A 25,758-nucleotide genomic window follows, 5' to 3' on the forward strand; every position below is an offset into this window, starting at 1 on the left:
CTCAGCGCTTCGCCTGCCAGATCCGCTGTTGATAGTCGCGGATAGCGCGATCGGCGCTGAACATGCCTGTTCTGGCGGTGTTCAGGATCGTGCTGCGCGTCCACTGCTGCGGATCGCGCCACAGCGTTTCGACCTGCCGCTGGGCGTCGCAGTAGCTGGCGAAATCCGCCAGCACCAGATAGGGATCGCCGCCGTTGAGCAGGCTATCCAGCATCGGCCTGAAGGCTTCTTTATCGCCGTCGCTGAAGAAGCCGTTTTCCAGCTCCGTCAGCAGGCTGTTGAGATGCTTGTCTTTTTTACGCACGCTCAGCGGCTTATAGCCTTTGCGCAGCCGCGCTTTCACTTCGTCAACGGTATGACCGAAGATAAAGAGATGTTCGCTGCCGACCTGCTCCGCTATCTCCACGTTGGCGCCGTCGAGCGTGCCGACGGTCAGCGCGCCGTTCAGCGCCAGCTTCATATTGCCGGTGCCGGAAGCCTCTTTGCCCGCCGTGGAAATTTGCTCGGAAACATCCGCCGCCGGCACAATCAGCTCGGCCACCGACACCTTGTAGTCAGGAATAAACACCACTTTCAGGCGATCGCCGACCAGCGGGTCCTGATTAATCTTCTCCGCCACTTTGTTGATGGCATAGATGATGTTTTTCGCCAGGTAGTAGCCCGGCGCGGCTTTCGCGCCAAACAGGAACACGCGCGGCGCCAGCTCCAGCTGCGGGTTATCCCGAATCTGGCGGTAGAGCGAGAGAATATGCAGCAGGTTCAGATGCTGGCGCTTGTACTCATGCAGGCGTTTGATCTGTACGTCGAAGATCGCTTCCGGGTTAAGCGTGATGCCCATCGTTTGCTGCACGTAAGCCGCCAGCCGCTCTTTGTTGGCTCGCTTGATCTGCCGGTAGCGCTGCTGAAAACGGGTGTCGTCGGCGAACGCCTCCAGCCCTTTTAAAGCGTCCAGATCCGTTGCCCATTCGACGTTGAGCTTGCTGTCGATCAGCTCGGCCAGCGCTGGATTGCACTGCTTCAGCCAGCGGCGCGGCGTGATGCCGTTGGTGACGTTATGGAATTTTTCCGGCCACAGCTCGTAATATTCCGGAAAGAGATCTTTTACCACCAGATTGGAATGCAGCGCGGCGACGCCGTTGACGGCAAAACCGCTGACCACGCAAAGATTCGCCATCCGTACCTGGCCGCCATGATGGACGGCGACCTTTTCCCAGATCGCCTTGTCGCCCGGCCAGCGCTGCTCCACCTGTTTTTTAAAGCGCGCGTTGATCTGCTTAATCAGCGAGAAGTGGCGCGGCAGCAGGCTGCGCACCAGTTTCTCGTCCCAGCACTCCAGCGCTTCCGGCATCAGCGTATGGTTGGTATAGGCAAACGTGCGGCTGACCACTGACCAGGCCGCGTCCCACTCAAGCTGGTGTTCATCCAGCAGAATTCTCAGCAGTTCCGGAATGGCGATGGTGGGATGAGTGTCGTTAAGCTGGATCACTTCATAGCGCGGCAGCGCTTCAATTTTCCGACCGGCGGCGTGATGGCGGCGCAAAATATCCGCGACCGAACAGGCGCACTGGAAATATTGCTGCATCAGGCGCAGGCGCTTGCCCGCCTGGTGGTTATCGTTGGGATAGAGCACCTTAGTGAGCTTTTCCGCTTCTACGCCCTGTCGCTCCGCCTTCAGAAACTCGCCGTCGTTAAACAGGCCCAAATCGAAAGGCTGCGGCGCGCTCGCCTGCCACAGCCGCAGCGGCTGGACAACGCCGTTCTGATAGCCCGTAACCGGCAGATCGCCCGCTTCGCCTCGCAGCGAAAAGGCTGGCTGCCACTGTTCGCGTCCCGCCGCGTCTTTCACCAGCTTGCCGCCAAAGCCGACGCTGACGGCCAGCGACTCGTTGCGCCGGAACCAGGGATAGCTGTCGCGCTGCCAGCTGTCCGGCGCTTCCTGCTGCGCGCCGTCGCAAAAAGACTGGCGAAACAGCCCATATTGATAATTCAGCCCGTAGCCAGTCGCGGGCTGGCTAACGGTAGCCATCGCATCCAGAAAACAGGCCGCCAGCCGTCCCAGGCCGCCGTTTCCCAGCGCGGGATCGATCTCCTGCTCCAGCACGTCGACCAGCTCAACGCCCTGCTGCTGCAGGAGTTCGCCGACCTGATCGAGCCAGCCGAGATTCAACAGATTGTTGCCGGTCAGCCGACCGATCAGAAATTCCATAGAGATATAGTTAACGTGGCGCTGCTGCCCGGCTGGCGCGGCCATCGTCAGGCGGTTGAGCTGTTCGGCCAGCGCAGCGCTGACCGCGTGCCACCACTGTCGCCGCGTCATCTCCTGCGGGCGTAGCCCCATCCCTTGCCGCTGGCGCTCCAGCGCGGCCAAAAACGCTTTTTGATCAAATGTAGCCTGCATGACTTTTCCTCATAGTCCCTGAATAGCGCCATGCTGCCCATTCCACCAGGGCAGAGCATCATCCTGAAAAGGATTAGCAAGGGAGGAGCGACAGGGCGTAGGCGAGCGAGACGGCGGAGACTGTTTGAAAAATGTGACGAAGTACGACTAAATGCAACATAAAAATCTATCCTGCTTGCAATCAACGGATTAGAGGCGGACTTTAGAAAAATTGATTAATTACGGGCTTTGAAATAATTAATCGCCCCTCGCTGACGCTGCTGGAAGAACCCAACATCATGCTTATCCCTTCGAAACTGAGCCGCCCGGTACGGCTGCAAGACACGGTGGTACGCGAACGTTTACTCAACAGGCTGTCAGCCGTGCCGGCGCACCGGCTGACGCTGGTCACCAGCCCGGCGGGCTATGGCAAAACCACGCTGGTCGCGCACTGGGCGGCCGGGAAAAACGCGTTGGGCTGGTATTCGCTGGATGAGAGCGACAATCAGCCGGAGCGCTTCGCCAGCTATCTGATCGCCGCCATTCAGCAGGCCACCGACGGCCACTGCGTGAAAAGCGAAGCCTTAAGCCAGAAGCATCAGTACGCCAGCCTGAACACGCTGTTTGCGCAGCTCTTTGTCGAGCTGGCCGAGTGGCACCAGCCGCTGCTGCTGGTGATCGACGACTACCACCTGATTTCGAATGCGGATATCCATGACGGGATGCGGTTTTTCCTGCGCCACCAGCCGGAAAATTTCTCGCTGGTGATCCTGTCGCGAACCCTGCCGCCGCTGGGCATCGCTAATCTACGCGTGCGCGGCCAGCTGCTTGAGCTGATGGTTTCCGAGCTGGCGTTTACCCACAGCGAAACGCAGCGGTTTTTTGACTGTCGGCTGAAGGAGCCGATCGCCGAAGCGGACAGCAACCGGCTGTGTGATGACGTCGCCGGCTGGGCGACCGCGCTACAGCTGATCGCCCTGTCGGCCAGCCACTCTTCCACGCCGGCACTGCAATCCACACAGCATTCCGCCCGTAAGCTGACCGGCCTGAACGCCAGCCATCTGTCGCAATATCTGGTGGAGGAGGTGCTGGATCGCGTCGATCGGCCCGTCCGCGATTTTCTGCTGCGCTGCTCTCTGCTACGGTCAATGAATGACGCACTGATCGTCCGCCTGACCGGCGGCGACAACGGGCAGCAGCGTCTGGAGGCGCTGGAGAGCCAGGGCCTGTTTATTCACCGCATGGACGGCAGCGGCGAGTGGTTTAATTTTCATCCTCTGTTCGCCTCTTTTCTGCGCCAGCGCTGCCAGTGGGAGCTGGCTGCCGAACTGCCTGCGATTCATCGCGCCGCTGCGGAAGGCTGGCTGGCGCAGGGTTTTCCGGCCGAGGCCATTCATCACGCGCTGGGCGCGGAAGATACCGATATGCTGCGGGATATTCTGCTGCAGCACGCCTGGGCGCTGTTCAACCAGAGCGAGCTGGCTCTGCTGGAAGAGTGTTTGAACGCGCTGCGCTACGAGCAGCTGATCGTCAATCCCAGGCTGGTGCTGCTGCAGGCCTGGCTGATTCAGAGCCAGCATCGCTACGCCGAGGTCGAGGCGCTGCTTTGCCAGGCGGAAAGCGAAATGCGGCAGAGAGATATCCCGATGACGCCGGAGCTGGATGCCGAATTCAACGCCCTTCGCGCCCAGGTGGCGATCAACGATGGCCGCGAGGAGGAAGCCGGAAAGCTGGCTACGCAAGCGCTGCATTTTTTACCGCACGACAGCTTTTACAGCCGCATCGTCGCCACTTCGGTAACCGGAGAGATCCAGCACTGCAAAGGGAATTTAGCCCGCGCGCTGCCGCTGATGCAGCAAACAGAGCAGATAGCCAGGCGCTATCAGGTCTATCACTACGCGCTGTGGGCGCTGCTGCAGCAGAGTGAGATTTTGATCGCGCAGGGCTTTTTACAGGCCGCTTTCGAAATGCAGGATCGCGCCTTCGAGCTGGTGGCGGAACAGCATCTTGAACAGCTGCCGATGCACGAGTTCCTGCTGCGCCTGCGTTCCCAGGTGCTCTGGTCATGGTCAAGGCTGGAGGATGCCGAGCACGCCGCGCGTCAGGGACTGGAAGTATTAAGTAATTTCCAGCCGCAGCAGCAGCTGCAGTGCCTGGCGATGCTGGCCAAGTGCGCGCTGGCGCGCGGTCAGCTTGATAACGCGCACCATTATCTGCAGCGCTGCGAAAATCTGATGAAAACCGGCCAGTACCATATCGACTGGATCACCAACACCGATAAAAGCCGGGTGATTTACTGGCAGCTGACCGGCAATCAGGCCGCCGCCCAGCGCTGGCTCCAGCAGACCCGCAAGCCAGGCGTGGCGGACAACCATTTTCAGCAGGGCCAGTGGCGATCCATTGCGCGGGTTCAAATTCTGCTGGAGCAGTTCAGCGAGGCGGAAGTGGTGCTGGACGAGCTGACCAGCGAGGCGCGCAGGCTGCAGCTGATCAGCGATCTCAACCGCAATCTGCTGCTGAGCAACCTGCTCTACTGGCGAACGGGCCGAAAAAGCGAGGCGCAGCGGGCGCTGATTGAAGCGCTGAGCCTGGCGAACCGTACCGGTTTTATCAGCCATTTTGTGATTGAAGGCGAAATGATGGCGCAGCAGCTAAGGCAGCTGCTGCAGCTAAACCTGCTGCCGGAGCTGGAGCAGCGGCGCGCGCAGCAGATCCTGCGCGAGCTGAACCAGCACCATCGTCACAAGTTCGCGCACTTCGACGAAGCGTTTGTGAATAAACTGCTGACCCATCCGCAGGTGCCGGAGCTGATCCGCACCAGCCCGTTAACCCAGCGGGAGTGGCAGGTGCTGGGGCTAATCTACTCCGGTTACAGCAACGAGCAGATAGCCGGCGAGCTGGACGTGGCCGCCACCACCATTAAAACCCATATCCGCAACCTCTATCAGAAGATGGGCATCGCGCACCGCCAGGACGCGGTGCAGCAGGCGCGCCAGCTGTTAGAGGTGATGGGCTACGGCGAAATCGCCTGCGCTAACTGACAAAGTGCCGCTTATCGATTCTGCGCAGCGCCAGCGACAGCAGCAGGCTACCCAGCAGCGTCAGCGTAAACACCAGCGGAATATCGATCAGCGGCCGATCGGTGTGATCGAGATGATGCGTGCGCATAAAATGGATAAACAGCGCGTGGAAGCCGTAAATCGGCAGAGAGTGACGGGATATAACGCCTAAAATCGGCAAAATATGCGTATTCAGCGCGTTTTTAAACAGAATCAGCAGGCTGACCGCCGCGATAAATACCGCTGGGCCGCAGTAGAGATACCAGGTATCGGCAAAGGCGCCGTTAATCGCCATCTGCCTTTTCGTGCCTGCCGCGATAACCGCCACACAGGCGAGAAAAACAGAGCCGGCCAGCCAGCTAACGGCGCGTCCGCCGGTATCCATCGTGCCGAGCGCGCGGCCAAACAGCGCATACAGCATGTAGTAGAAGCTGTCGCCATTAATATAGAGGTTCAGCGGCAGCCACTGAAAATGCCCAACAGACTGATCCACCGTATTGGGGTTGGCTAAAACCGCCAGCACCAGCGTCGCCGCCGCTAAATAGCCCGCGCGCACGTTTTTAACCTGAATCAGCGGCGAAAGCAGATAAACCGCGATAATCGCGAAGAAAAACCACAGGTGATAAAAAACGGGCTTCTGAAAAAGCAGCCGCAGCGAGATGTTCTGGCTTATCGGCGTCAGCCAGGTGATATAGGCCAGCGCCACCGCGCTGTAAAACAGCAGGCAGAGCGCGATGCGCAGAAAATGGCGTCCCTGCGCGCTGCGTTCGCCGAAGAACAGAAAGCCGGAAATCATAAAAAAGAGCGGGACGCAGACTCGCGAGGCGGAGTTAAGCAGGTTAGAGAGATCCCACGTATGCTCTCCCACTTTTGGCGCGTTAGTAATATACCAGGTGGTGGTGTGGATCATAATTACCATCAGGCAGGCCACCGCGCGCAGGTTATCTATCCAGGCTATCTTTTGCTTCATTTTTTCCCTCTTCTCGCATCAACGCGTATCAGAGGGTAGCCGGATGGCAATTTTCCAACAACATTCACAGCAATAATTTGACGCCCTGCGCTTTTCAGGCGTCAAAAGCGGTCAGGGCCGTGCTGGTCTTCTGATGCGGCACGCTTTTTAGCCGCATTGATCACCGGCATTTTGCGAAAAGCGATGCCTCGCAGGCTTCGCCTTACGCGTATCTTTTTTACGGCGCTCTTCGGCCAGTAGATAAAAAGGTTAGCGAGTCTCTCCATCAGATCGCTCATTCCGGTCGTTTCCTCCGCTTGAAGCCTCAGGGCCTGACGCAGCTATCATGCTCAGAGAGCGGCGACGGATTCTACTTCGTGCTGAAAAACATAAGGATCCGACAACAGCTCAAACTTCTCGTCATCCTCATAGGTGACGGCAACATGATAGTCCTCTCCGGCAAACGCTTTAACCGCGGCGAGATCGCGCCAGTAAGTTGCCAGGAAAAAATGTTCCCATTCGCCCTGCGTTTCTCTGCGCACAAACGCGCCTTTATTGCCTGGCGTTTGTTGAGCATGCCGTACGCCGGTTTCGTCAAGATGACGACTGAAAGCCTCCGCGTGCTTTAGCGGCACGCAGCCGTGCCAGGTTCTGACAAGCATCATTTTTATCCTGATGATAGTTAATGGTTTTTAACCGTAGCATAGTCGATTAACGGAATCAGCAGGATTGGCCAAACCGGCGGCAGAAAAGAAACGGCTTTTTCCGGCGACCGATCCCCAAACGGCGGCGGCCGGAGAGGCCGCTATCGGCAGAGTTGCCGCGCCACAGGCGCTACTGCCACGGATTACGGCTCTCTTCGCCCAACATCGGGCTGACTAACCCACGGTCAAAGGGTATACTGGCGCCCACTTTTAAAACCGTCTCGCGTGCGAAAACAACATGCAAAAGTTTGATACCAAGACATTTCAGGGTCTGATCCTGACCTTACAGGATTACTGGGCACGCCAGGGCTGCACCATCGTGCAGCCGCTGGATATGGAAGTCGGCGCGGGCACCTCTCACCCGATAACCTGTCTGCGCGCGCTGGGGCCGGAGCCAATCGCGGCCGCCTACGTGCAGCCTTCCCGCCGTCCGACCGACGGCCGCTACGGCGAAAACCCGAACCGCCTGCAGCACTACTATCAGTTCCAGGTGATCATCAAGCCGTCGCCGGACAATATTCAGGAACTCTACCTGGGCTCGCTGAAAGAGCTGGGTATGGATCCGACCATCCACGATATCCGCTTTGTGGAAGATAACTGGGAAAACCCAACGCTGGGCGCCTGGGGCCTGGGCTGGGAAGTCTGGCTGAACGGCATGGAAGTGACGCAGTTCACCTACTTCCAGCAGGTCGGCGGCCTGGAGTGCAAGCCGGTGACCGGCGAAATCACCTATGGCCTGGAGCGTCTGGCGATGTATATCCAGGGCGTGGACAGCGTCTACGATCTGGTCTGGAGCGACGGCCCGCTGGGGAAAACCACCTACGGCGACGTCTTCCATCAGAATGAAGTGGAGCAGTCGACCTATAACTTCGAACATGCGGACGTCGACTTCCTGTTTACCTGCTTCGAGCAGTACGAGAAAGAAGCTAAATCGCTGCTGGAGCTGGAAAAACCGCTGCCGCTGCCGGCCTATGAACGCATTCTGAAGGCGGGCCATACCTTTAACCTGCTGGACGCGCGCAAGGCGATCTCCGTGACCGAACGTCAGCGCTATATTCTGCGTATCCGCACCCTGACCAAAGCCGTGGCTGAAGCCTACTATGCGTCTCGCGAGGCGCTGGGCTTCCCGATGTGCAAGAAAAAATAAGAGGCAGCCATGACTGAAAAAACATTTCTGGTGGAGATCGGCACCGAAGAGCTGCCGCCAAAGGCGCTGCGCAGCCTGGCCGAATCCTTTGCCGCTAACCTGACAGCCGAGCTGGATGGCGCTGGCCTGACGCACGGCGAAGTAAACTGGTACGCGGCGCCGCGCCGCCTGGCGGTGAAAGTCGCCAGCTTAAGCGCCGCGCAGCCGGATCGCGAAGTCGAAAAACGCGGCCCGGCCATCGCCGCCGCGTTCGACGCTAACGGCGTCGCCACCAAAGCCGCCGAAGGCTGGGCGCGCGGCTGCGGCATCACCGTGGATCAGGCCGAGCGCCTGAGCACCGACAAAGGCGAATGGCTGCTCTACCGCGCCCACGTCAAAGGCGAAAGCGCGCAGTCGCTGCTGCCTGCGATGGTGGCTAACTCGCTGGCGAAGCTGCCGATCCCGAAACTGATGCGCTGGGGCGATTCCGACGTGCAGTTTGTGCGTCCAGTGCATACCGTCACGCTGCTGCTGGGCGAAGAGAGCATTCCTGCCACCATTCTGGGCATTGAATCCGGTCGTACGCTTCGCGGCCACCGCTTTATGGGCGAGCCGGAATTCACTATCGACAACGCCGATCAATACCCGCAGATCCTGCTGGAGCGCGGCAAGGTGCAGGCCGATTTCGAAGCGCGTAAAGCGCAGATCAAAGCCGATGCCGAAGCGGCGGCGCGCAACATCGGCGGCCATGCCGATCTCAGCGACAGCCTGCTGGAAGAAGTTGCCTCGCTGGTCGAGTGGCCGGTGGTGCTGACCGCGAAATTCGAAGAGAAATTCCTGGCGGTGCCGGCGGAAGCGCTGGTCTACACCATGAAGGGCGATCAGAAATACTTCCCGGTCTATGACGACGCGGGCAAGCTGCTGCCGAACTTTATCTTCGTAACCAACATCGAGTCGAAAGATCCGTCGCAGATTATCGCCGGTAATGAAAAAGTGGTGCGTCCGCGTCTGGCCGATGCGGAGTTCTTCTTTAATACCGACCGCAAACAGCGTCTGGAAGATAATCTGCCGCGTCTGGAAACGGTGCTGTTCCAGAAAGAGCTGGGCACGCTGCGCGATAAAACCGATCGCATCCAGGCGCTGGCTGGCTGGATTGCCGCGCAGATCGGCGCGGACGTCAATCACGCCACGCGCGCTGGCCTGCTGTCCAAATGCGACCTGATGACCAATATGGTGTTCGAGTTCACCGACACTCAGGGCGTAATGGGTATGCACTACGCGCGTCACGACGGCGAAGCGGAAGATGTGGCCGTCGCGCTGAACGAGCAGTATCAACCGCGCTTCGCGGGCGACGATCTGCCGTCTAACCCGGTCGCCTGCGCGCTGGCGATTGCCGACAAGATGGATACGCTGGCGGGCATTTTCGGCATCGGCCAGCATCCGAAAGGCGATAAAGACCCGTTCGCGCTGCGCCGCGCCGCGCTGGGCGTGCTGCGTATCATCGTCGAGAAAAACCTGTCGCTGGATCTGCAAACCCTGACTGAAGAAGCGGTACGCCTCTACGGCAGCAAGTTGAGCAACGCCAAAGTGGTCGACGAGGTAATCGACTTTATGCTGGGCCGTTTCCGTACCTGGTATCAGGAAGAGGGCCACAGCGTCGACACCATTCAGGCCGTGCTGGCCCGTCGCCCTACTCGTCCGGCAGACTTTAACGCCCGTATGAAAGCCGTTTCCCACTTCCGCACGCTGGAGGAAGCAGCGGCGCTGGCAGCGGCCAACAAGCGCGTTTCCAACATCCTGGCGAAAGCAAGCGAGCCGCTGAACGACAGCGTGCAGGCATCATTGCTGAAGGAAAACGAAGAGATCCAGCTGGCGACCTACGTCTCCGCTTTAAGCAGCAAGCTGGCGCCATACTTCGCGGAAGGCCGCTATCAGGATGCGCTGATCGAGCTGGCGCAGCTGCGTACCGCCGTGGATAACTTCTTTGAGAAGGTGATGGTGAACGCGGAAGAGAAAGAAGTGCGGATTAACCGTCTGACGCTGCTGACTAAACTGCGCGAGCTGTTCCTGCAGGTAGCGGATATTTCACTGCTGCAGTAGGCCGTAAGGTTCCGGCTGACCATTGAAAATGGGCGGATAACTCCGCCCATTCAATTTTGCCATCTTTGGCAATAAAAGCGGCTTAGTTCGCCTTCATATCAATCACAAAGCGATACTTCACGTCGCCTTTCAGCATCCGCTCAAACGCCGTTTCCACCTCAGCCAGGCGGATCACTTCCACATCAGAAACGATATTGTGTTCGCCACAGAAATCGAGCATCTGCTGCGTTTCCTGAATGCTGCCGATGGAGGTGCCGGAAATGCTCAGGCGCTTAAAGACGATTGGCGTCACGTTCGGCGACTTGTGCGGCGCGTCCGGGATACCGACCAGCACCAGGTGACCATTGGTTTTCAACGTGTGGAGATAAGGATCGAGATCGTGCGGCGCGGCTACGCAGTCGAGAATAAAGTCGAGGCTGTTGGCCTGCGCGGCCATTTGCTCCGCATCTTTTGATACCACGACTTTGCTGGCGCCCAGGCGCAGCGCGTCTTCGCCTTTAGCAGGCGTGGTAGTAAACAGCACCACTTCCGCGCCCAGCGCGCTCGCCAGTTTGACCGCCATATGGCCCAGGCCGCCCAGACCAATCACGCCGACGCGCTGCCCTGGCTGGATGTTCCAGTGTTTCAGCGGCGACCAGGTGGTGACGCCCGCACACAGCAGCGGCGCGACCGCGCTGAGTTCCAGATTTTCCGGCACCCTGACCACGAACTTGCTGTCCACGACGATGCTGTCGGAATAGCCGCCGAAGGTTTTGCCGCCGATAACTTTTTCTTCGCCGTTATAGGTGGCGGTGAAGCCCGCTTCGCAATACTGCTCTTCGCCCTGGCTGCACTGCGAGCAGTGGCCGCAGGAATCCACCATGACGCCGACGCCAACCAGATCGCCCGCTTTAAAAGCGGTAACGTCGTGACCAACGCTAATCACGCGGCCGACAATTTCATGGCCCGGCACCAGCGGAAACTCGCTGACGCCCCATTCGTTGCGCGCCATATGCAGATCGGAGTGGCAAACGCCGCAGTAGTGAATATCGATATGCACGTCGCCAGCCTGAGGCTCGCGGCGGTGGAATTCGAAAGGTTCGAGAGAAGTGTTGGCAGATTTTGCTGCCAGGCCTTTAACCTGCATGTGCTTGTCCCCTGTTGCAAAAGCGGCGTAGGGTAAAGAAATGCGCTGACGGCGGCAAGCCGCAATTGTAAAAGGAAGAAAGCCTGAAAACATAAAACCCGCCAGATGGCGGGTTTCGCAGCTATCACATTTTATTTAATCAACTTAAGTTTAATGCGTCCCGCTTTTTCTACTACCCCAGCAGCTCACGGCTGAGACAAGGATTAGATTGGATCAACAGCATCAGCTTCTGGGCGCTACGCGACGGTTTGCTGCGCTTGGCTTCCCAACTTTTAACCGAAGAAACACTCACGCCCATCGCCAGGGCGAACTCGTCTACTTCCATGCCGGTGATTTCCCGAATGCGTTTTGGTTCGGGCATGGATACTTCACCCTTTAATGCGGGAGCGGCCTGGATAATTTCACGCGTAAGCACAATGTGCTCAAGACTGGACAACAACTCACCCATTGGGTCTTTAACTTCCATAGAACACTCCTCATAAAAATCACGAAATGTGAACAACCAGAGGGAGGATCCGAGACCCGGACCCTGAATGCTGGCGGACAACAGCCTGAGGAGCTCAACAAGAACGAGACAGCGCAGGAAAACGCCAGGATTTTTAGTATGGGCGCAAACGCAAACTTTTGCGCTCCATTTTTTGACTATTTTTTAATCCTGCACGCCAAAAATTTTTACAGGCGTTGATGACGCTTCAGACCGCGTCAGACGCGGCCTGAGGTGGTAACGATTACAGCACAGGGTAATGGATAACGCCTTTAACAATTGGCGCTATCCGCGCGACTTTATGAACGAACCTGTTTTTTACAACACGCAGGATGCAGGTTTGCGTGACGCTCCACGTCTGACTTCGAGGCAAAGCTCTCTTCTGGCGACAGCAACCCTTACCAGCACGCTATCGACAATCTGCGGGCAGGCTGGCGCAAAAGGCTGCTCCTCAATAATCTGGCTAATCCTGTACACCAGCCTGGCATGATGTGCGCACTAACGAAGAGCGCTACCGCACCATAAGCAAGCATTTCAACTTTTCAGCGTTGCATTGCCGTTCCGCTCTCTGAGATTGTTCTCTATTCAATTCATAGGCTTATGTAAAAAAAATCCGAATTCACCCGAACCACTTCAATAGTGGTTCGCTTTTTGCCTCTGTTTCTGTGGGGAACGTGCCTCGGCTGAGCCAGCGCTTTCATGCCGTCCGCACGTGGGATCACAAAGTAAAGAAGCGAACCAATTATGAGTGATACGCCGCAGTCCATCAGTTCACATAGCGCGCTGGAGCAGCTGCGCCAGCTAATCCAGCAGCAGAGCCTGCAGCCAACCCAGCCGCTGCCCGGCGAACGCGAGCTGGCGGAACGCTTTACCGTAGGCCGCCGCGAAATTCGTCGGGCGCTGGACGTGCTGGAAGAGGAAGGCCGCATCTGGCGTAAACAGGGCAAAGGCACCTTCGTCGGCCCCGCCGCGCCGGTGCAGCCTCTGGTGCTGCAGGATTTGCCGCAGCGCTCCAACCTGCTGGAAGTCATGGAGGCGCGTATCCAGCTTGAGCCTGGACTGGCGCGTCTGGCCGCCCTGCGCGCCAGCGGCGAGCAGATCGCGCTGATGCGGCGGCTGCTGGAGCGTATGCAGCAGATCGCGCTGGAGGACGGCGACCAGCACGAGCTGTGGGACAGCGCTTTTCATCGCGCCATTGCCGAAGCGGCGGGCAATCACCTGCTGCTGGGCCTGTTCGACGCGGTCGACGCCGTGCGCCGCGAGCCGGGCTGGCAGCATCTGCGTGAGCTGGCGCGCACCGCCGATCGTCTGCACAGCTATGACCATCACCATCAGCGGCTGGCGGACGCTATCGCCAGCCGACAGCCGCAGGAAGCGGCGACGGCGATGCGCGAACACCTACTGGCGCTGCAACAGGCGCTGATTGAAGCCATTAACTGCGGTGAGGAGGATCGGCTATGAGCGCTACCGCTCCGGTGCTGGATCTGCGCCAGCTTAACGTCAGGTTTAAGGGATCGCCGGTCAGCGTGCTGGATGATATTTCGCTCCAGGTGCAGGCGGGCGAAACCCTCGCGCTGGTCGGCGAATCCGGCTGCGGCAAAAGCATTACTTCGCTGGCGCTGATGGGCCTGCTGCCCGACAGCGCGGAAATCCGTCAGGGCACGATGACCTTTCTTGACCGCGATCTGCGCACGCTAACGCCGCGCGATTACGCCGACCTGCGCGGCAACCAGCTGGCGATGATTTTTCAGGAGCCGATGACCTCGCTGAACCCCTCTTTTACGCTGGGCGATCAGCTAAGCGAAGCCGTGATGCGCCACCATCACGTCGGCAAACGCGAGGCGATGGCGAGCGCGCTGACCCTCCTGGAAAAGGTGCAGATCCCGGCAGCGGAAATGCGGCTGAAAGCTTATCCACACCAGCTCTCCGGCGGGATGCGCCAGCGCGTGATGATTGCAATGGCGCTGATTAACCGGCCTAAGCTGCTGATCGCCGATGAGCCGACTACCGCGCTCGACGTGACCATCCAGGCGCAAATCCTCGCGCTGCTGAACAAGCTGCAGCAGGAAACCGGCACGGCGGTGCTGATGATCACGCACGATTTAGGCGTGGTGGCGGAAGTGGCGCAGCGCGTGGCGGTGATGTACGCCGGACAGGTAGTGGAAACCGGCGACGTGGCGGAAATCTTCAACGATCCGCAGCATCCTTACACCATCGGCCTGATGGGTTCTATCCCCAATCCTGACGCGCGCGCCGAAACGCTCGCCACCATTCCCGGCGCCGTGCCGCTGCCTGAGCAGATGCCGGCGGGCTGCCGCTTCGCTACCCGCTGCCCTTTCGTGCAACCGCGCTGCCGTCAGCACAAGCCCTCGCTGAAAAATCTTGGCCCGCGTCACCAGGTCGCCTGTTTTCGCGCGCCGCTGGAAGAGCACGTTACTTCAGGAGAATACGCATGACTCAGCCCATTCTCGAATGCACCGATTTAAGCAAGCGCTTCGCCGGGCCAACGCGCCTGTTTAAGCGCAATACGCAGGTTACGGCGGTCGACCGTATCTCCCTGAAGGTGATGCCGGGCGAAACCCTGGCCATCGTCGGCGAATCCGGCTCCGGCAAATCAACGCTGGGCCGCCTGCTGCTGCGGCTGCTGAAGCCTTCGCAGGGCGAAGTTTTCTATCAGGGCGAAGAGATTACCCGCGCCAGCGGCGCGCGCCTGAACCAGCTGCGCCGCGAACTGCAGATTATCTTTCAGGACCCGTTCGCCTCGCTGAACCCGCGCATGACCGTAGAGCGCATCGTCGGCGAGCCTTTATGGCTGCACGAATCGCTTTCGGCCAGCGATCGGCAGCAAAAAGTGGTCGATCTGCTGCAAACCGTCGGGCTGCCCGCCGCCTGGGCGCGCCGCTATCCGCACGAGTTTTCCGGCGGCCAGCGCCAGCGTATCGGCATTGCGCGCGCGCTGGCCTCCGGGCCGAAACTGCTGCTGGGCGACGAACCGGTTTCCGCGCTGGACGTCTCGGTGCAGGCGCAGGTGGTCAATCTGCTGGAAAGCCTGAAGCAACAGTTCGGCCTGACGCTGATCGTGGTGGCGCACGGCCTGGGCGTCATCCGCCATATGAGCGACCGCGTGGCGGTGATGTATCTGGGGCAGATTGTCGAGCTGGCGACGGTAGAGGAGATTTTCGACGCGCCGCTGCATCCCTATACCCAGGCGCTGATCGCCTCCGCGCCACGTCTGCGGCCCGGCGCCGCCCGCCAGATCCCGGTATTACAGGGCGATTTGCCCAACCCGGCCGCGCCGCCTTCCGGCTGCCGTTTCCATACGCGCTGTCCGCACGTCAGCGACGAATGCCGCCTGCTGGAACCGATCCAGCAGATTATTGCAGGTGGTCGCCAGGTCGCCTGTCACCGCTGGCAGGAGATTAATCGCGATCGCAGCATGATTGCCGTTACGCCGCCTTCTGAAGCTTTTCTGCGCCGCCGCGCGCTGTTCGATCGGGCGGTGGCAAGCCGCTCTTTATCCCTCTCTGGAGAAGTGACGCCATGAAGCTACGCCATAAGTTATTAACCGCTGCCGGCAGCCTGTTGCTGTTGGGAAGCCTCTCCGCGCAGGCGGAAAGCACGCTGCGCATCGGCCTGGGCGCCGATCCCGATATGCTCGATCCGCACCTTGCCCGTACCTACTATGGCCGCTTTGTGTTTGCCGCCATGTGCGACCGTCTGGTAGATATTGATGAGAAACTGCAGATTGTGCCGGGCCTCGCCACCGACTGGAAATGGAGCGACGACGGCAAAACGCTGACCATGAATCTGCGCCAGGGCGTCACCTTCCAGGATGGCGAAAAATTTGACGCAGCGGCGGTGAAGTTCAATATCGAGCGCGCGCTGACGCTGCCCGGCTCGCTGCGTAAAAGCGAAATCTCTTCCATTGAGTCGGTGGAGGTGACCTCGCCTTCGCAGGTGGTTTTTCATCTGAAGAACGCTGATGCCGCATTGCTCAGCCAGCTCAGCGACCGCGCCGGCGCGATGCTGGCGCCGCAGGCCGCCGCGAAGCCCGATTTCGCCACGCATCCGGTCTGCTCCGGGCCTTATCAGTTCGACAGCCGCGTGCAGCAGGATCGCATCGTGCTGAAGCGCTTTGAAAACTACTGGAACAAAGGCGCGTATCACTTTGACAAAGTGGTGTTTCTGCCGATTCCGGACGCCTCGGTGCGGCTGGCTAACCTGCGCTCGGGCGATCTGGATCTTACCGAAGGCATCGCCGCCAGCGACGTGAAAACGGTGCTCGCCGACAGCCGCCTGAGCCTGGTGAAAGTCACCGGGCTTGGCTATCAGGGCATTACCTTTAACATCGCCAACGGCAAGGTCGCGCCCGATAATCCGTTCGCTAAAGATGCCCGCGTGCGCGAGGCGTTTTCGCTGGCTATCGATCGCGACGCGCTAAACCAGGTGGCGTTTGAAGGCCAGTACACGCCTGCGAATCAGGCGTTTTCACCCGTCAGCCCTTATCACGTCAATCTGCCAGTTCCCGCGCGTGATGTGGAAAAAGCCAAAGCGCTGCTGGCCGCCGCAGGCGTGAAAACGCCGATTAACGTGACGCTGCTGGTCACCAATAACCCGACTTCCCAGCAGGTCGGCCAGGTGATTCAGGCGATGGTCGGCGAGGCCGGTTTTAACGTCAATCTGCAGATGAGCGAGTTCGCTACCCTGCTGGATCGCCAGCAGCGCGGCGACTACCAGCTCAGCCTCTCAGGCTGGTCGGGCCGTCCCGATCCCGACGGCAGCATCTTTTCGTTTATCGACAGCAAAGGCACGCTCAACGATGGCCGCTACGCCAGCCCGCAGGTTGACCAGTGGCTGACCGAAGCGCGTCGCACCAACGACAAGGCCGCGCGGCAGGCGCTTTACGACAAGGTGGTTCATCAGCTGCAAACCGATATGCCGATCGCTTACCTCTATTTTGAGCCGCGCATTTTCGGCATGAGCAACAAACTGCAGGGCTTTAAGGCCTGGCCGGACGGGCTGGTACGCCTGGCCGGTGTGCAAATGGCGCAGTAACAAGCGGGAGCAATTATGCCGGAACTGATTTTTAAACGCCTGCTGCTGGCGATCCCGACGCTACTGCTGGTCAGCATCATGGTTTTCTCGCTGCAAAAGCTGCTGCCGGGCGATCCCATTCTGGCGATGGCGGGCGAAGAGCGCGATCCGGCGGTGATAGCCCAGCTGCGGGAGCACTATCACCTGAACGATCCGCTGCCCGTGCAGTATTTCCACTGGCTGGGCAGCGCATTGCAGGGCGATTTGGGCACCTCGCTGCGGACTCAGGAGCCGGTCACTAAGCTTATCGCCAGCAAGCTGCCGGTAACGCTGGAGCTGTCGCTGCTGGCGATGATCGTGGCGCTGCTGGTCGGCATCAGCCTGGGCATCGCCGCGGCGGTGCGGAAAAACAGCTGGGTCGATCACGCCACCAATTTCGCGGCGCTCTCCGGTATTTCGGTGCCGCACTTCTGGCTGGGTATCTTGCTGATCCTGCTCTTTTCCGTTCATCTGCAGTGGCTGCCCGCTTCCGGCTACGTCAGCATCAGCGAAGGGCTGGCGCAGAACCTGAAAACGCTGCTGCTGCCCGCGCTGGTACTCGGCACCGGCCTGGCCGCCACGCTGATGCGCCATACCCGCGCGTCGATGATCGCGGTGCTGAAGGCGGACTATATCCGCACGGCGAAGGCCAAAGGGCTGCTGCCGAAAACGGTGATCCTGAAGCACGCTTTCCGCAACGCGCTGGTGCCGGTGATTACCCTGACCACGCTGCTGTTCGGCGAGCTGCTGGGCGGCGCGGTGCTGACCGAGCAGGTTTTTACCCTGCCCGGCTTCGGCAAAATGATCGTCGACGCGGTCTTCAACCGCGACTACGCCGTGGTGCAAGGCGTGGTGCTGGTGGTCGCTATTGGTTTTCTGCTGCTGAACCTGCTGGCCGACGTGCTCTACGTGCTGATTAACCCGAAAATGCGAGGCTGACCATGAGCGAAGTTCTGACGGCGGGCGGCGCGGCGCCGCTGCGCAAACCCGCCAATCGGGTGCTGAAGAAATTTCTCGGCAATAAAAGCGCGATGATCGGCGCGGTTATCGTCACGCTGTTTGTGGCCGTGGCGCTGCTGGCGCCCTGGCTGACGCCGTTCGATCCGATTAAAGCGGACTTTCTGGCGGTGCGCAAAGCGCCATCCGCGCTGCACTGGTTCGGCACCGACGAGTTAGGCCGCGATATTCTGTCGCGGATGGTTTGGGGCGCGCGCACCTCGCTGCTGGCGGGCTGCATTTCGGTCGCCATCGCCATTCTGATCGGCGTGCCGCTGGGGCTGATCGCCGGCTACTGGCAGGGGATTTGGGACGGTGTGATCTCGCGCTTTATCGAAGCGCTGCTGGCCTGCCCGTTTCTGATTTTGGCGATTGCGCTGGGCGCTTTTCTCGGCCCCAGCCTGGGCAACGCGATGATCGCTATCGGCCTCTCCGCCATGCCGATTTTCGCCCGGCTGACGCGCGGCCAGGTTATCGCTATCCGCAACGAAGAATATATCGACGGCGCGCGCGCCATCGGCCTGCCTGACCGCTGGATAGTGCTGCGCTACGTGCTGCCCAACGTACTGTCGCCGATCCTGGTGCAGGCCACGCTCGCGATAGCCTCTGCCATTATTACCGAAGCGAGCCTGTCGTTTCTGGGCCTGGGCCAGCAGCCGCCCAATCCTTCCTGGGGCGCGATGCTCAATACCGCTAAAGGCTTTCTGGAGCAGGCGCCCTGGATGTCGATCTTTCCTGGCCTCGCCATTTTTCTGATTGTGCAGGGCTTTAACTTGCTGGGCGACGGACTGCGCGACGCGCTCGATCCGCGCAACGATTAATTCTAAGGAACCGCTATGAGTGGAATCAGTGATTTTAACGTGGGCTACCCTTCTTACCGCGTGCCGATGATGGGCCGCAACGCCGTGGCCGCCTCGCAGCCGCTGGCGGCGCAGGCCGGAATTAAAATGCTGCAGCTGGGCGGCAACGCGGTAGACGCGGCGGTCGCTACCGCTATCGCGCTGACCGTGGTGGAACCGACGGGCAACGGCATCGGCAGCGACGCTTTCGCTATTGTCTGGGACGGCAACGAGCTGCACGCGCTGAACGCATCAGGCCGCGCGCCTGCCGCCTGGTCGCGCGAGACGTTCGCCCATCTGCAGGCGATGCCGGAGATCGGCTGGGATTCCGTGACCGTGCCGGGCGCGGTTTCCGCCTGGGTCGAGCTGGCGGAACGCTTCGGCACGCTGCCGCTGACCACGCTGGCGCAGCCCGCCATCGACTATGCGCGCAACGGCTTCCCGGTTTCGCCGCTGATCGGCCATCTGTGGCAGCGCGGTTATGAGAAGCTGCGCGACCAGCCAGGTTTCAGCGCCTGTTTCGCGCCAGAAGGGCGTCCGCCGCGCGTGGGCGAGCTGTTCCGCAATCCCTGCCAGGCCGCGACGCTGGAGAAAATCGCCGCCAGCAACGGCGAAGCTTTTTATCGCGGCGAGCTGGCGGAAAAGATCGCCGCCTTCGCCAAAGAGCACGGCGCGGCCCTGACGCTGGACGATCTGAAAAACCATCGCGCCGACTGGGTAACGCTGCTTTCCCGTCCTTTCGCAGGCGGTTCGGTGCAGGAGCTGCCGCCCAACGGCCAGGGCATCGCCACGCTGATGGCGCTGGGCATTCTGGAGCAGTGGGATATCGGCCGCTACGAGCCCGATTCCGTGCAGTGGCTGCATCTTTCCATCGAGGCGATGAAGCTGGCGCTGGTGGATCTGGAGCGCTATATCGCCGATGAAGAGCATATGGCGTTTCCGGCGGAACTGCTGCTGAGCGACGACTATCTTAAGCAGCGCGCCGCGCTGATCGACCCTAATCAGGCCGGTGATTTCACCTTTGGCGCGCCGCAGCAAAGCGGCACGGTCTATCTCTCCACCGCCGATGCCAGCGGCATGATGGTCTCTTTTATTCAGTCCAACTATATGGGTTTCGGCTCTGGCGTCGTGGTGCCCGATACCGGTATCAGTCTGCAGAATCGCGGCGCAGGGTTTGTGCTGGAAGAGACGCATCCCAACGTGGTGGCGGCAAACAAACGCGCCTTCCATACCATTATTCCGGCCTTCGCGCTGGATGGCGACGGCCAGCCGCTGATGTCGTTCGGCGTGATGGGCGGCCCGATGCAGGCGCAGGGACATTTACAGATGGCGCTGCGCATTATGCTGCACAAGCAGAATCCTCAGGCGGCTATCGATGCGCCGCGCTGGCGAGTGGTGGAAGGTCGGGAAGTGATCGTAGAGCCGGCGTTCGATCGCAATACGATCGCTGCGCTGCGCGCTATGGGCCATCACATCGTGGTGGAAGACCCGCTGCAAACCTATAGCTTCGGCGGCGCGCAGGCGATCGTCCGCGATCCGCAGGGCTTCTGGATCGCCGCCACCGAAAGCCGCAAAGATGGGCAGGCGCTGGTTTTTTAAGATGAGCGAGGCCGCGCCCAATCCGGCGCGGCTTTTTCTGGCTTTACTGCCCTTTAAACCGTTTTATCCGATGGAGACGCCATTTTACCGATGCGTTCGGCCAGCTGCTGCGCCAGCATCTCATTCTGCGAGCCGGTCGGCGTCGGGCTGCGGCTCTCTGCCGAATGTGGCGTAGCGGCTGTCGAACTGTCGCCACTGGAAGGCAACGGAACATCCTGTCCGGTAGCTATCGATGAAGCCCGGCTCGACGGCAGCGGAACATCCTGTCCGGTAGCTATCGATGAAGCCCGGCTCGACGGCAGCGGAACATCCTGCCCGGTAGCTATTGATGAGGCACGGCTCGACGGCAGCGGAACATCCTGTCCGGTAGCTATCGATGAAGCGCGACTCGACGGTAACGGAACATCCTGCCCGGTAGCTATTGATGAGGCACGGCTCGACGGCAGCGGAACATCCTGTCCGGTGACCGTTGATGAGGCACGGCTCGACGGCAGCGGAACATCCTGTCCGGTGACCGTTGATGAAGCCCGGCTTGACGGCAGCGGAACATCCTGCCCGGTGACCGTTGATGAAGCCCGGCTCGCCGGTAGTGGAACATCCTGCCCGGTTATCGCTGATGAATGGCTATCGCTATCCGCGTTCGCCGCGCCGGTGTTAGTTGCGTGAGCCTGTCGCACATTGCTGTAGACATTCATGGCGGCGTTTTTCATAAGATTTTTTGCAGCCGACGATCCCACGCCTGCCAGTCCCTGCCCGAAGTAAGCCAGGGCGGCGGTGGGCAAGTTAGCCGCCTGCGCGGCGCCTTCCCGCAAAGCACGGAACGCCGGATTAGTCAGTAAATCCTGCGGGCTGATGGGCATATTGCCGATGGCGGCTTTCATCACGCCGTCGCGCGCGGCGCTCTTCGCGATATTGGTGCCGCCAAGTCCGGCGCCCAGCGCCACCATTTCAGCCAGCTGATTGATGGTGAGCAGGTTGGCAAAACCGGCTCCCCATTTCTGCAGAGTCGCCGCATCTTTCGCCACGGTGGCGACCCGGTTTTTCGCCCCGTTAACCAGCTGACCCGAAACGGAAGTATCGGTCAGCGCGCTATAGCGCTCTTTCCAGTCGCTGCGGCCAAACAGGAATTCAGGGCCGTGGAGTTTATTGTATTTATTCTGTACGACGGCGCTCATGGAGCCTGCCGCCACGGTCAGTACGGTACCCACGGACTGATTGGCGATATAGCCCGGCTTTGCCGCGCCGGCAAGAATGCCCACAGGCGGATTGCGCGGATCGTTTTCTTGCAGCGTCTGGGTGCCGGCGGCAAGCCCGCCGGTGATAACGTTACGGGCATCAAAGCCCAGGCCGCCCATCCCCGCCTGACCAATCTTGTGTAAGGCGCCGTCCCGCTTTTTCATCACTTCCTGCATAAAAGGCTCCAGCTTTTCCGCATCGGCCTGCAGCCATTTGGTGTCTTTCAGGCTGGTATCGAGCACTTTTTCCAGCACCGCTTTCATCCCTACTGCGGTAACGCCGCCCGCCATACCCGTGGCAAAATCGTGCATTGGCGTACCTGGCTGCAGGCCCAGATGCTGTGCGATCCCCTTACCGATAAGATCTCCCGGCACGCCGGAAAGCGCGTAGCCAAGCGCGTTAGCGCCGCCTTCGAGCAATGAGGTAATCTGATCGAGCATTTCGGCTTTGGCGAGCGTCGCTTTCACATCATCGACATCGTGGCCGATTTCGTCATACAGCACCGTCGCTTTCTGATGCAGGTGGTTGCGGATTTCCGCTCCGCCCGGAAAATGGTTCTCCAGCAGATGCGCGATGCGGTCGATCTCCTGTCGCCGCCCCTCGCCAGCGCCGTCCACGCCCGCCGTAGCGTTTGCCGCCTGTGCGCCGCGCTGCTGCAGCTGCATTGCGTTCTGATTAAGATCGGGGGCGACAGGACGCCCATGACCGCCTACGTGATTGACCATGTTACTCACTCCATAGATTATCTGCTGCGAATAAGCCGACGCCGGGCGTCAGCACGCTATAACCTTGTGAAATGAGTACCACCGCTTCCCATCGCACAACGATAACCCTGAGTGAAAGTTCCCCGTGTGAAGTTTCATCGTCAGAAGATAAACTTATGGTTTTGTGATGCGATTCATAAATATGTCATATACCGACGGAGATCGTTAGCCGCAGCTGGCCTGATAAAATTTATTCACGGTTCGGCAACAGTTTGCCGTATTCTCACCAGGCGAACTATTCTTCAGGGGCGACACAGGTCGCCCTTTTGCTTGTAAGCCTTTTATTACAGGAGTTACTTCCGATGACGACAGGAACCCTTCGCGGCTGGACGCGCCTGCTGGCGCCTTTTATCGCACTGCTGCTGGTTTTTCAGCTGGCGGGCTGCGGCGATAAAGAAGCGGATCAGCGCAAAGCCTTTATCGATTTTCTGCAAAATACGGCGATGCGCAGCGGCGAACATCTGCCCGCGCTCAGTGAGGATCAGAAACAGCGCTTCGGCAATTACGCCAGCGACTACGCGATTGTTTACGGCTTTACCCAACAGGTTAACCGCGCGATCGACAGCGGCCTGAAGCCGGTGGTGGATGAGCTTTCCGCTATCCGCACGCCGCAGGACTACCTGACCCGCCGCGAGTCTCTTCGTCAGGCCAGCGGTTCGCTGGACGTGCTGGCGCAGCAGATCCAGACGGCGAAAACCCAGGCCGACAGCAGCAAAGCAGGGCTGAAGCAGCCAGCGGAGCTGAAAACGGTGTATGACAACCTCTATAACAAGGTCGTCACGCAGCCGGCCACCACGCTGCTGCCTCTGCTGCCCGCTCTGCAGAAGCTGAGTCAGGACGCGGTACAAACGGGCGACTTCCTGCAGCAGCAGGGATCGCAGGTGACTTTCAACGGTCAGACCGTGCAGTTCCCCAGCCAGCAGCAGGCTACGCAGTACAACACGCTGATGAGCAATATCTCCGCCAACGCTCAGGCGCTCGGCCAGGCGCAAAACGCGCTGCAGAGTCAGTAAGTTCTCTCGATTCGGGTCGCGCGCTTTGCGACCCGTTTCGCCAGCAGACGATAACGCCCGCCGCTAAAAATAATTTGTGAACTACATCACGTATTAAGCATAAAGTCCGCCGATAAAAGTGTGATATCAATCACATACAACCCTGCCACCCGATTAATTATCAGACAGATTCCGGCGATTTTCTCTCCTTTACGTGACCCATATCACTAAACAAGCCCCCGATTACCGCTTCATCCGGTGATTTCGATCACACTTCGTACCCTGACTACGCAGCGTCAAAAACGCGTGCTAGAGTCCGCCTGCACAGGGCAATGTTTTAAACAAAATTCAGCGCGCTCTCTTGTCGGCGCGTACCAATAAGGGGTGTGCTTGTATGTCCTCATCAGATATCAAGATTAAAGTGCAAAACTTTGGTCGCTTTCTGAGCAACATGGTAATGCCAAACATCGGCGCGTTTATCGCCTGGGGTATTATCACGGCGCTGTTTATTCCTACCGGCTGGCTGCCGAATGAAACCATGGCCAAGCTGGTCGGCCCGATGATCACCTATCTGCTGCCGTTGCTGATCGGCTATACCGGCGGTCGTCTGGTCGGCGGCGATCGCGGCGGCGTGGTTGGCGCGATTACTACTATGGGCGTGATCGTCGGCGCGGATATGCCGATGTTCCTCGGCTCGATGATTGTCGGGCCGCTGGGCGGCTGGGCGATTAAAAAGTTCGACCAGGTCGTTGACGGTAAAATCAAAAGCGGCTTCGAGATGCTGGTCAACAACTTCTCCGCCGGTATCATCGGTATGCTGCTGGCGATTCTGGCTTTCCTGGCTATCGGCCCGCTGGTGGAAGGTCTGTCGCATATTCTCGCCGCAGGCGTCAACCTGATGGTGCAGACCAATCTGCTGCCGCTGACCTCTATTTTCGTCGAGCCGGCGAAGATCCTGTTCCTGAACAACGCCATCAACCACGGTATCTTTTCGCCGCTGGGCATCCAGCAGGCCAGCGAAGCCGGTAAATCTATCTTCTTCCTGATTGAGGCGAACCCAGGTCCTGGTATGGGCGTGCTGATGGCCTATATGTTCTTTGGCCGCGGCAACGCCAAACAGTCTGCAGGCGGCGCGGCGATCATCCACTTCCTGGGCGGTATTCACGAAATCTACTTCCCGTATGTGCTGATGAATCCGCGCCTGATTATCGCCGTGATTCTGGGCGGCATGACCGGCGTCTTTACGCTGACGCTGCTGAACGGCGGCCTGGTTTCTCCGGCTTCGCCAGGCTCTATTCTGGCGGTGCTGGCGATGACGCCAAAAGGCGCCTACTTCGCGAATATCGCCGCTATCGTCGCTGCTTTCGCCGTTTCCTTCGTGGTTTCCGCCGTCCTGCTGAAAACCAGCAAGGTGAAAGAAGATGACGATATCGAAGCGGCAGCGCGTCGCGTTAACGAGATGAAAGCGCAGTCCAAAGGCCAGACCGTCTCTACCGCTTCTGCAACCGACGGCATCAACGGCGATCTGAGCCACGTGCGTAAAATCATCGTGGCCTGCGACGCGGGCATGGGCTCCAGCGCCATGGGCGCAGGCGTGCTGCGTAAAAAGGTTAACGACGCGGGTCTGAGCAATATCTCCGTGACCAATACCGCCATCAATAACCTGCCGGGCGATGTGGATCTGGTCATTACCCATCGCGATCTCACCGAGCGCGCGATCCGCCAGGCGCCACACGCGCAGCATATTTCGCTGACCAACTTCCTGGACAGCGGCCTTTACACCGACCTGACGGCGCGTCTGGTGCAGGCGAACCGCAGCGAAGGCCATCGTGAAAAAGTTACCGCCGCGCTGAGCGACAGCTATGACGACGGCCAGCAGCATCTCTTTAAACTGGGCGCGAGCAATATCTTCCTCGGCAATCACGCTACGGATAAAGAGCAGGCGATCCGCTTCGCAGGCGAGCAGCTGGTGAAAGGCGGCTATGTCGAGCCAGAATATGTGCAGGCGATGCTGGATCGCGAGAAGCTGACGCCAACCTATCTGGGCGAATCCATCGCCGTGCCGCATGGCACCATCGAAGCGAAAGATCGCGTGCTGAAAACGGGTATCGTATTCTGTCAGTATCCGCAGGGCGTGCGCTTTGGCGAAGATGAAGAGGATATCGCTAAGCTGGTCATCGGCATCGCGGCTCGCAATAACGAGCATATTCAGGTGATTACCAGCCTGACCAACGCGCTGGATGACGACAGCACTATCGCTCGTCTCGCCACCACCAACGACGTGCAGGAAGTTCTGGATCTGCTGTCAGGCAAACAGCCAGCGTAAGCGTCTCA

The 25,758-nt window shown here is 59.5% G+C and carries 19 protein-coding genes; 12 read left to right on the forward strand and 7 right to left on the reverse strand.

What is annotated here, in order from left to right; genetic code table 11:
• Nucleotide 1: 1 nt before the first annotated feature.
• Complete coding sequence (gene malP, locus MKZ79_RS16115; protein ID WP_336143570.1) at nucleotides 2-2,398, reverse strand: maltodextrin phosphorylase; 2,397 nt, start codon at nucleotides 2,396-2,398, stop codon at nucleotides 2-4.
• Nucleotides 2,399-2,676: 278 nt separating this feature from the next.
• On the opposite strand from malP, the gene malT reads away from it, so the two are divergent.
• On the forward strand, nucleotides 2,677-5,418 hold the full coding sequence (gene malT, locus MKZ79_RS16120) for an HTH-type transcriptional regulator MalT (protein ID WP_336143571.1): 2,742 nt from the start codon (nucleotides 2,677-2,679) through the stop codon (nucleotides 5,416-5,418).
• Here the strand turns inward: malT and MKZ79_RS16125 are convergent.
• The 3 genes from MKZ79_RS16125 to MKZ79_RS16135 form a co-directional block, all read right to left on the reverse strand.
• The gene (locus MKZ79_RS16125; RefSeq protein ID WP_336143572.1) at nucleotides 5,411-6,406 is read right to left on the reverse strand and encodes an acyltransferase; all 996 of its coding nucleotides are present in this window, start codon (nucleotides 6,404-6,406) and stop codon (nucleotides 5,411-5,413) included. The two genes, malT and MKZ79_RS16125, sit on opposite strands and share 8 nt — an antisense overlap.
• Nucleotides 6,407-6,507: 101 nt before the next feature.
• Nucleotides 6,508-6,684 carry a hypothetical protein gene (locus tag MKZ79_RS16130; protein ID WP_336143573.1) on the reverse strand — a complete coding sequence of 59 codons (177 nt, stop codon included), beginning with the start codon at nucleotides 6,682-6,684 and terminating at the stop codon, nucleotides 6,508-6,510.
• A 51-nt stretch (nucleotides 6,685-6,735) separates the two neighbouring features.
• Nucleotides 6,736-7,047, reverse strand: a complete 312-nt coding sequence (locus tag MKZ79_RS16135; protein ID WP_336143731.1) for a hypothetical protein — start codon at nucleotides 7,045-7,047, stop codon at nucleotides 6,736-6,738.
• A 280-nt stretch (nucleotides 7,048-7,327) separates the two neighbouring features.
• On the opposite strand from MKZ79_RS16135, the gene glyQ reads away from it, so the two are divergent.
• Together glyQ and glyS are read left to right on the forward strand one after the other, a co-directional pair.
• Nucleotides 7,328-8,236 (forward strand): glycine--tRNA ligase subunit alpha, encoded by a 909-nt coding sequence (gene glyQ / locus MKZ79_RS16140; RefSeq protein ID WP_336143574.1) that lies wholly within the window; start codon nucleotides 7,328-7,330, stop codon nucleotides 8,234-8,236.
• A gap of 9 nt (nucleotides 8,237-8,245) precedes the next feature.
• Nucleotides 8,246-10,315 (forward strand): glycine--tRNA ligase subunit beta, encoded by a 2,070-nt coding sequence (gene glyS, locus MKZ79_RS16145; RefSeq protein ID WP_336143575.1) that lies wholly within the window; start codon nucleotides 8,246-8,248, stop codon nucleotides 10,313-10,315.
• An 82-nt stretch (nucleotides 10,316-10,397) separates the two neighbouring features.
• On the opposite strand, the gene MKZ79_RS16150 is transcribed toward glyS, so the two are convergent.
• Nucleotides 10,398-11,441 carry an NAD(P)-dependent alcohol dehydrogenase gene (locus tag MKZ79_RS16150; RefSeq protein ID WP_336143576.1) on the reverse strand — a complete coding sequence of 348 codons (1,044 nt, stop codon included), beginning with the start codon at nucleotides 11,439-11,441 and terminating at the stop codon, nucleotides 10,398-10,400.
• 172 nt (nucleotides 11,442-11,613) lie between these two features.
• Nucleotides 11,614-11,907: an HTH-type transcriptional regulator gene (locus MKZ79_RS16155; RefSeq protein WP_312043625.1), complete on the reverse strand. Its 294-nt coding sequence runs from the start codon at nucleotides 11,905-11,907 to the stop codon at nucleotides 11,614-11,616.
• 762 nt (nucleotides 11,908-12,669) lie between these two features.
• On the opposite strand from MKZ79_RS16155, the gene MKZ79_RS16160 reads away from it, so the two are divergent.
• From MKZ79_RS16160 to MKZ79_RS16190, 7 genes are read left to right on the forward strand one after another with little or no spacing between them, the layout of a single operon-like run.
• Nucleotides 12,670-13,386, forward strand: coding sequence for a FadR/GntR family transcriptional regulator (locus MKZ79_RS16160; protein ID WP_336143577.1), 717 nt, complete (start codon nucleotides 12,670-12,672; stop codon nucleotides 13,384-13,386).
• Nucleotides 13,383-14,381, forward strand: coding sequence for an ABC transporter ATP-binding protein (locus tag MKZ79_RS16165; RefSeq protein ID WP_336143578.1), 999 nt, complete (start codon nucleotides 13,383-13,385; stop codon nucleotides 14,379-14,381). Before MKZ79_RS16160 ends, MKZ79_RS16165 begins: the two co-directional genes overlap by 4 nt.
• Nucleotides 14,378-15,469: an ABC transporter ATP-binding protein gene (locus MKZ79_RS16170; RefSeq protein WP_336143579.1), complete on the forward strand. Its 1,092-nt coding sequence runs from the start codon at nucleotides 14,378-14,380 to the stop codon at nucleotides 15,467-15,469. Before MKZ79_RS16165 ends, MKZ79_RS16170 begins: the two co-directional genes overlap by 4 nt.
• Nucleotides 15,466-16,980 (forward strand): ABC transporter substrate-binding protein, encoded by a 1,515-nt coding sequence (locus MKZ79_RS16175; RefSeq protein ID WP_336143580.1) that lies wholly within the window; start codon nucleotides 15,466-15,468, stop codon nucleotides 16,978-16,980. The genes MKZ79_RS16170 and MKZ79_RS16175 overlap by 4 nt, the downstream gene beginning before the upstream one ends.
• Nucleotides 16,981-16,995: 15 nt before the next feature.
• Nucleotides 16,996-17,937 carry an ABC transporter permease gene (locus MKZ79_RS16180; protein WP_336143582.1) on the forward strand — a complete coding sequence of 314 codons (942 nt, stop codon included), beginning with the start codon at nucleotides 16,996-16,998 and terminating at the stop codon, nucleotides 17,935-17,937.
• A 2-nt stretch (nucleotides 17,938-17,939) separates the two neighbouring features.
• Complete coding sequence (locus MKZ79_RS16185; protein ID WP_336143583.1) at nucleotides 17,940-18,815, forward strand: ABC transporter permease; 876 nt, start codon at nucleotides 17,940-17,942, stop codon at nucleotides 18,813-18,815.
• 15 nt (nucleotides 18,816-18,830) lie between these two features.
• Nucleotides 18,831-20,432: a gamma-glutamyltransferase family protein gene (locus MKZ79_RS16190; RefSeq protein WP_336143584.1), complete on the forward strand. Its 1,602-nt coding sequence runs from the start codon at nucleotides 18,831-18,833 to the stop codon at nucleotides 20,430-20,432.
• Nucleotides 20,433-20,485: 53 nt separating this feature from the next.
• On the opposite strand, the gene MKZ79_RS16195 is transcribed toward MKZ79_RS16190, so the two are convergent.
• Nucleotides 20,486-22,393 (reverse strand): hypothetical protein, encoded by a 1,908-nt coding sequence (locus tag MKZ79_RS16195; RefSeq protein ID WP_336143585.1) that lies wholly within the window; start codon nucleotides 22,391-22,393, stop codon nucleotides 20,486-20,488.
• A 341-nt stretch (nucleotides 22,394-22,734) separates the two neighbouring features.
• On the opposite strand from MKZ79_RS16195, the gene MKZ79_RS16200 reads away from it, so the two are divergent.
• Complete coding sequence (locus MKZ79_RS16200) at nucleotides 22,735-23,445, forward strand: DUF3053 domain-containing protein (protein ID WP_336143586.1); 711 nt, start codon at nucleotides 22,735-22,737, stop codon at nucleotides 23,443-23,445.
• Nucleotides 23,446-23,818: 373 nt separating this feature from the next.
• Nucleotides 23,819-25,750: a PTS mannitol transporter subunit IICBA gene (locus MKZ79_RS16205; protein WP_336143587.1), complete on the forward strand. Its 1,932-nt coding sequence runs from the start codon at nucleotides 23,819-23,821 to the stop codon at nucleotides 25,748-25,750.
• Nucleotides 25,751-25,758 lie beyond the last annotated feature (8 nt).

The sequence above is a fragment of the Erwinia sp. CGal63 genome (assembly GCF_037026505.1).
Taxonomy (GTDB): Bacteria; Pseudomonadota; Gammaproteobacteria; order Enterobacterales; family Enterobacteriaceae; genus Erwinia.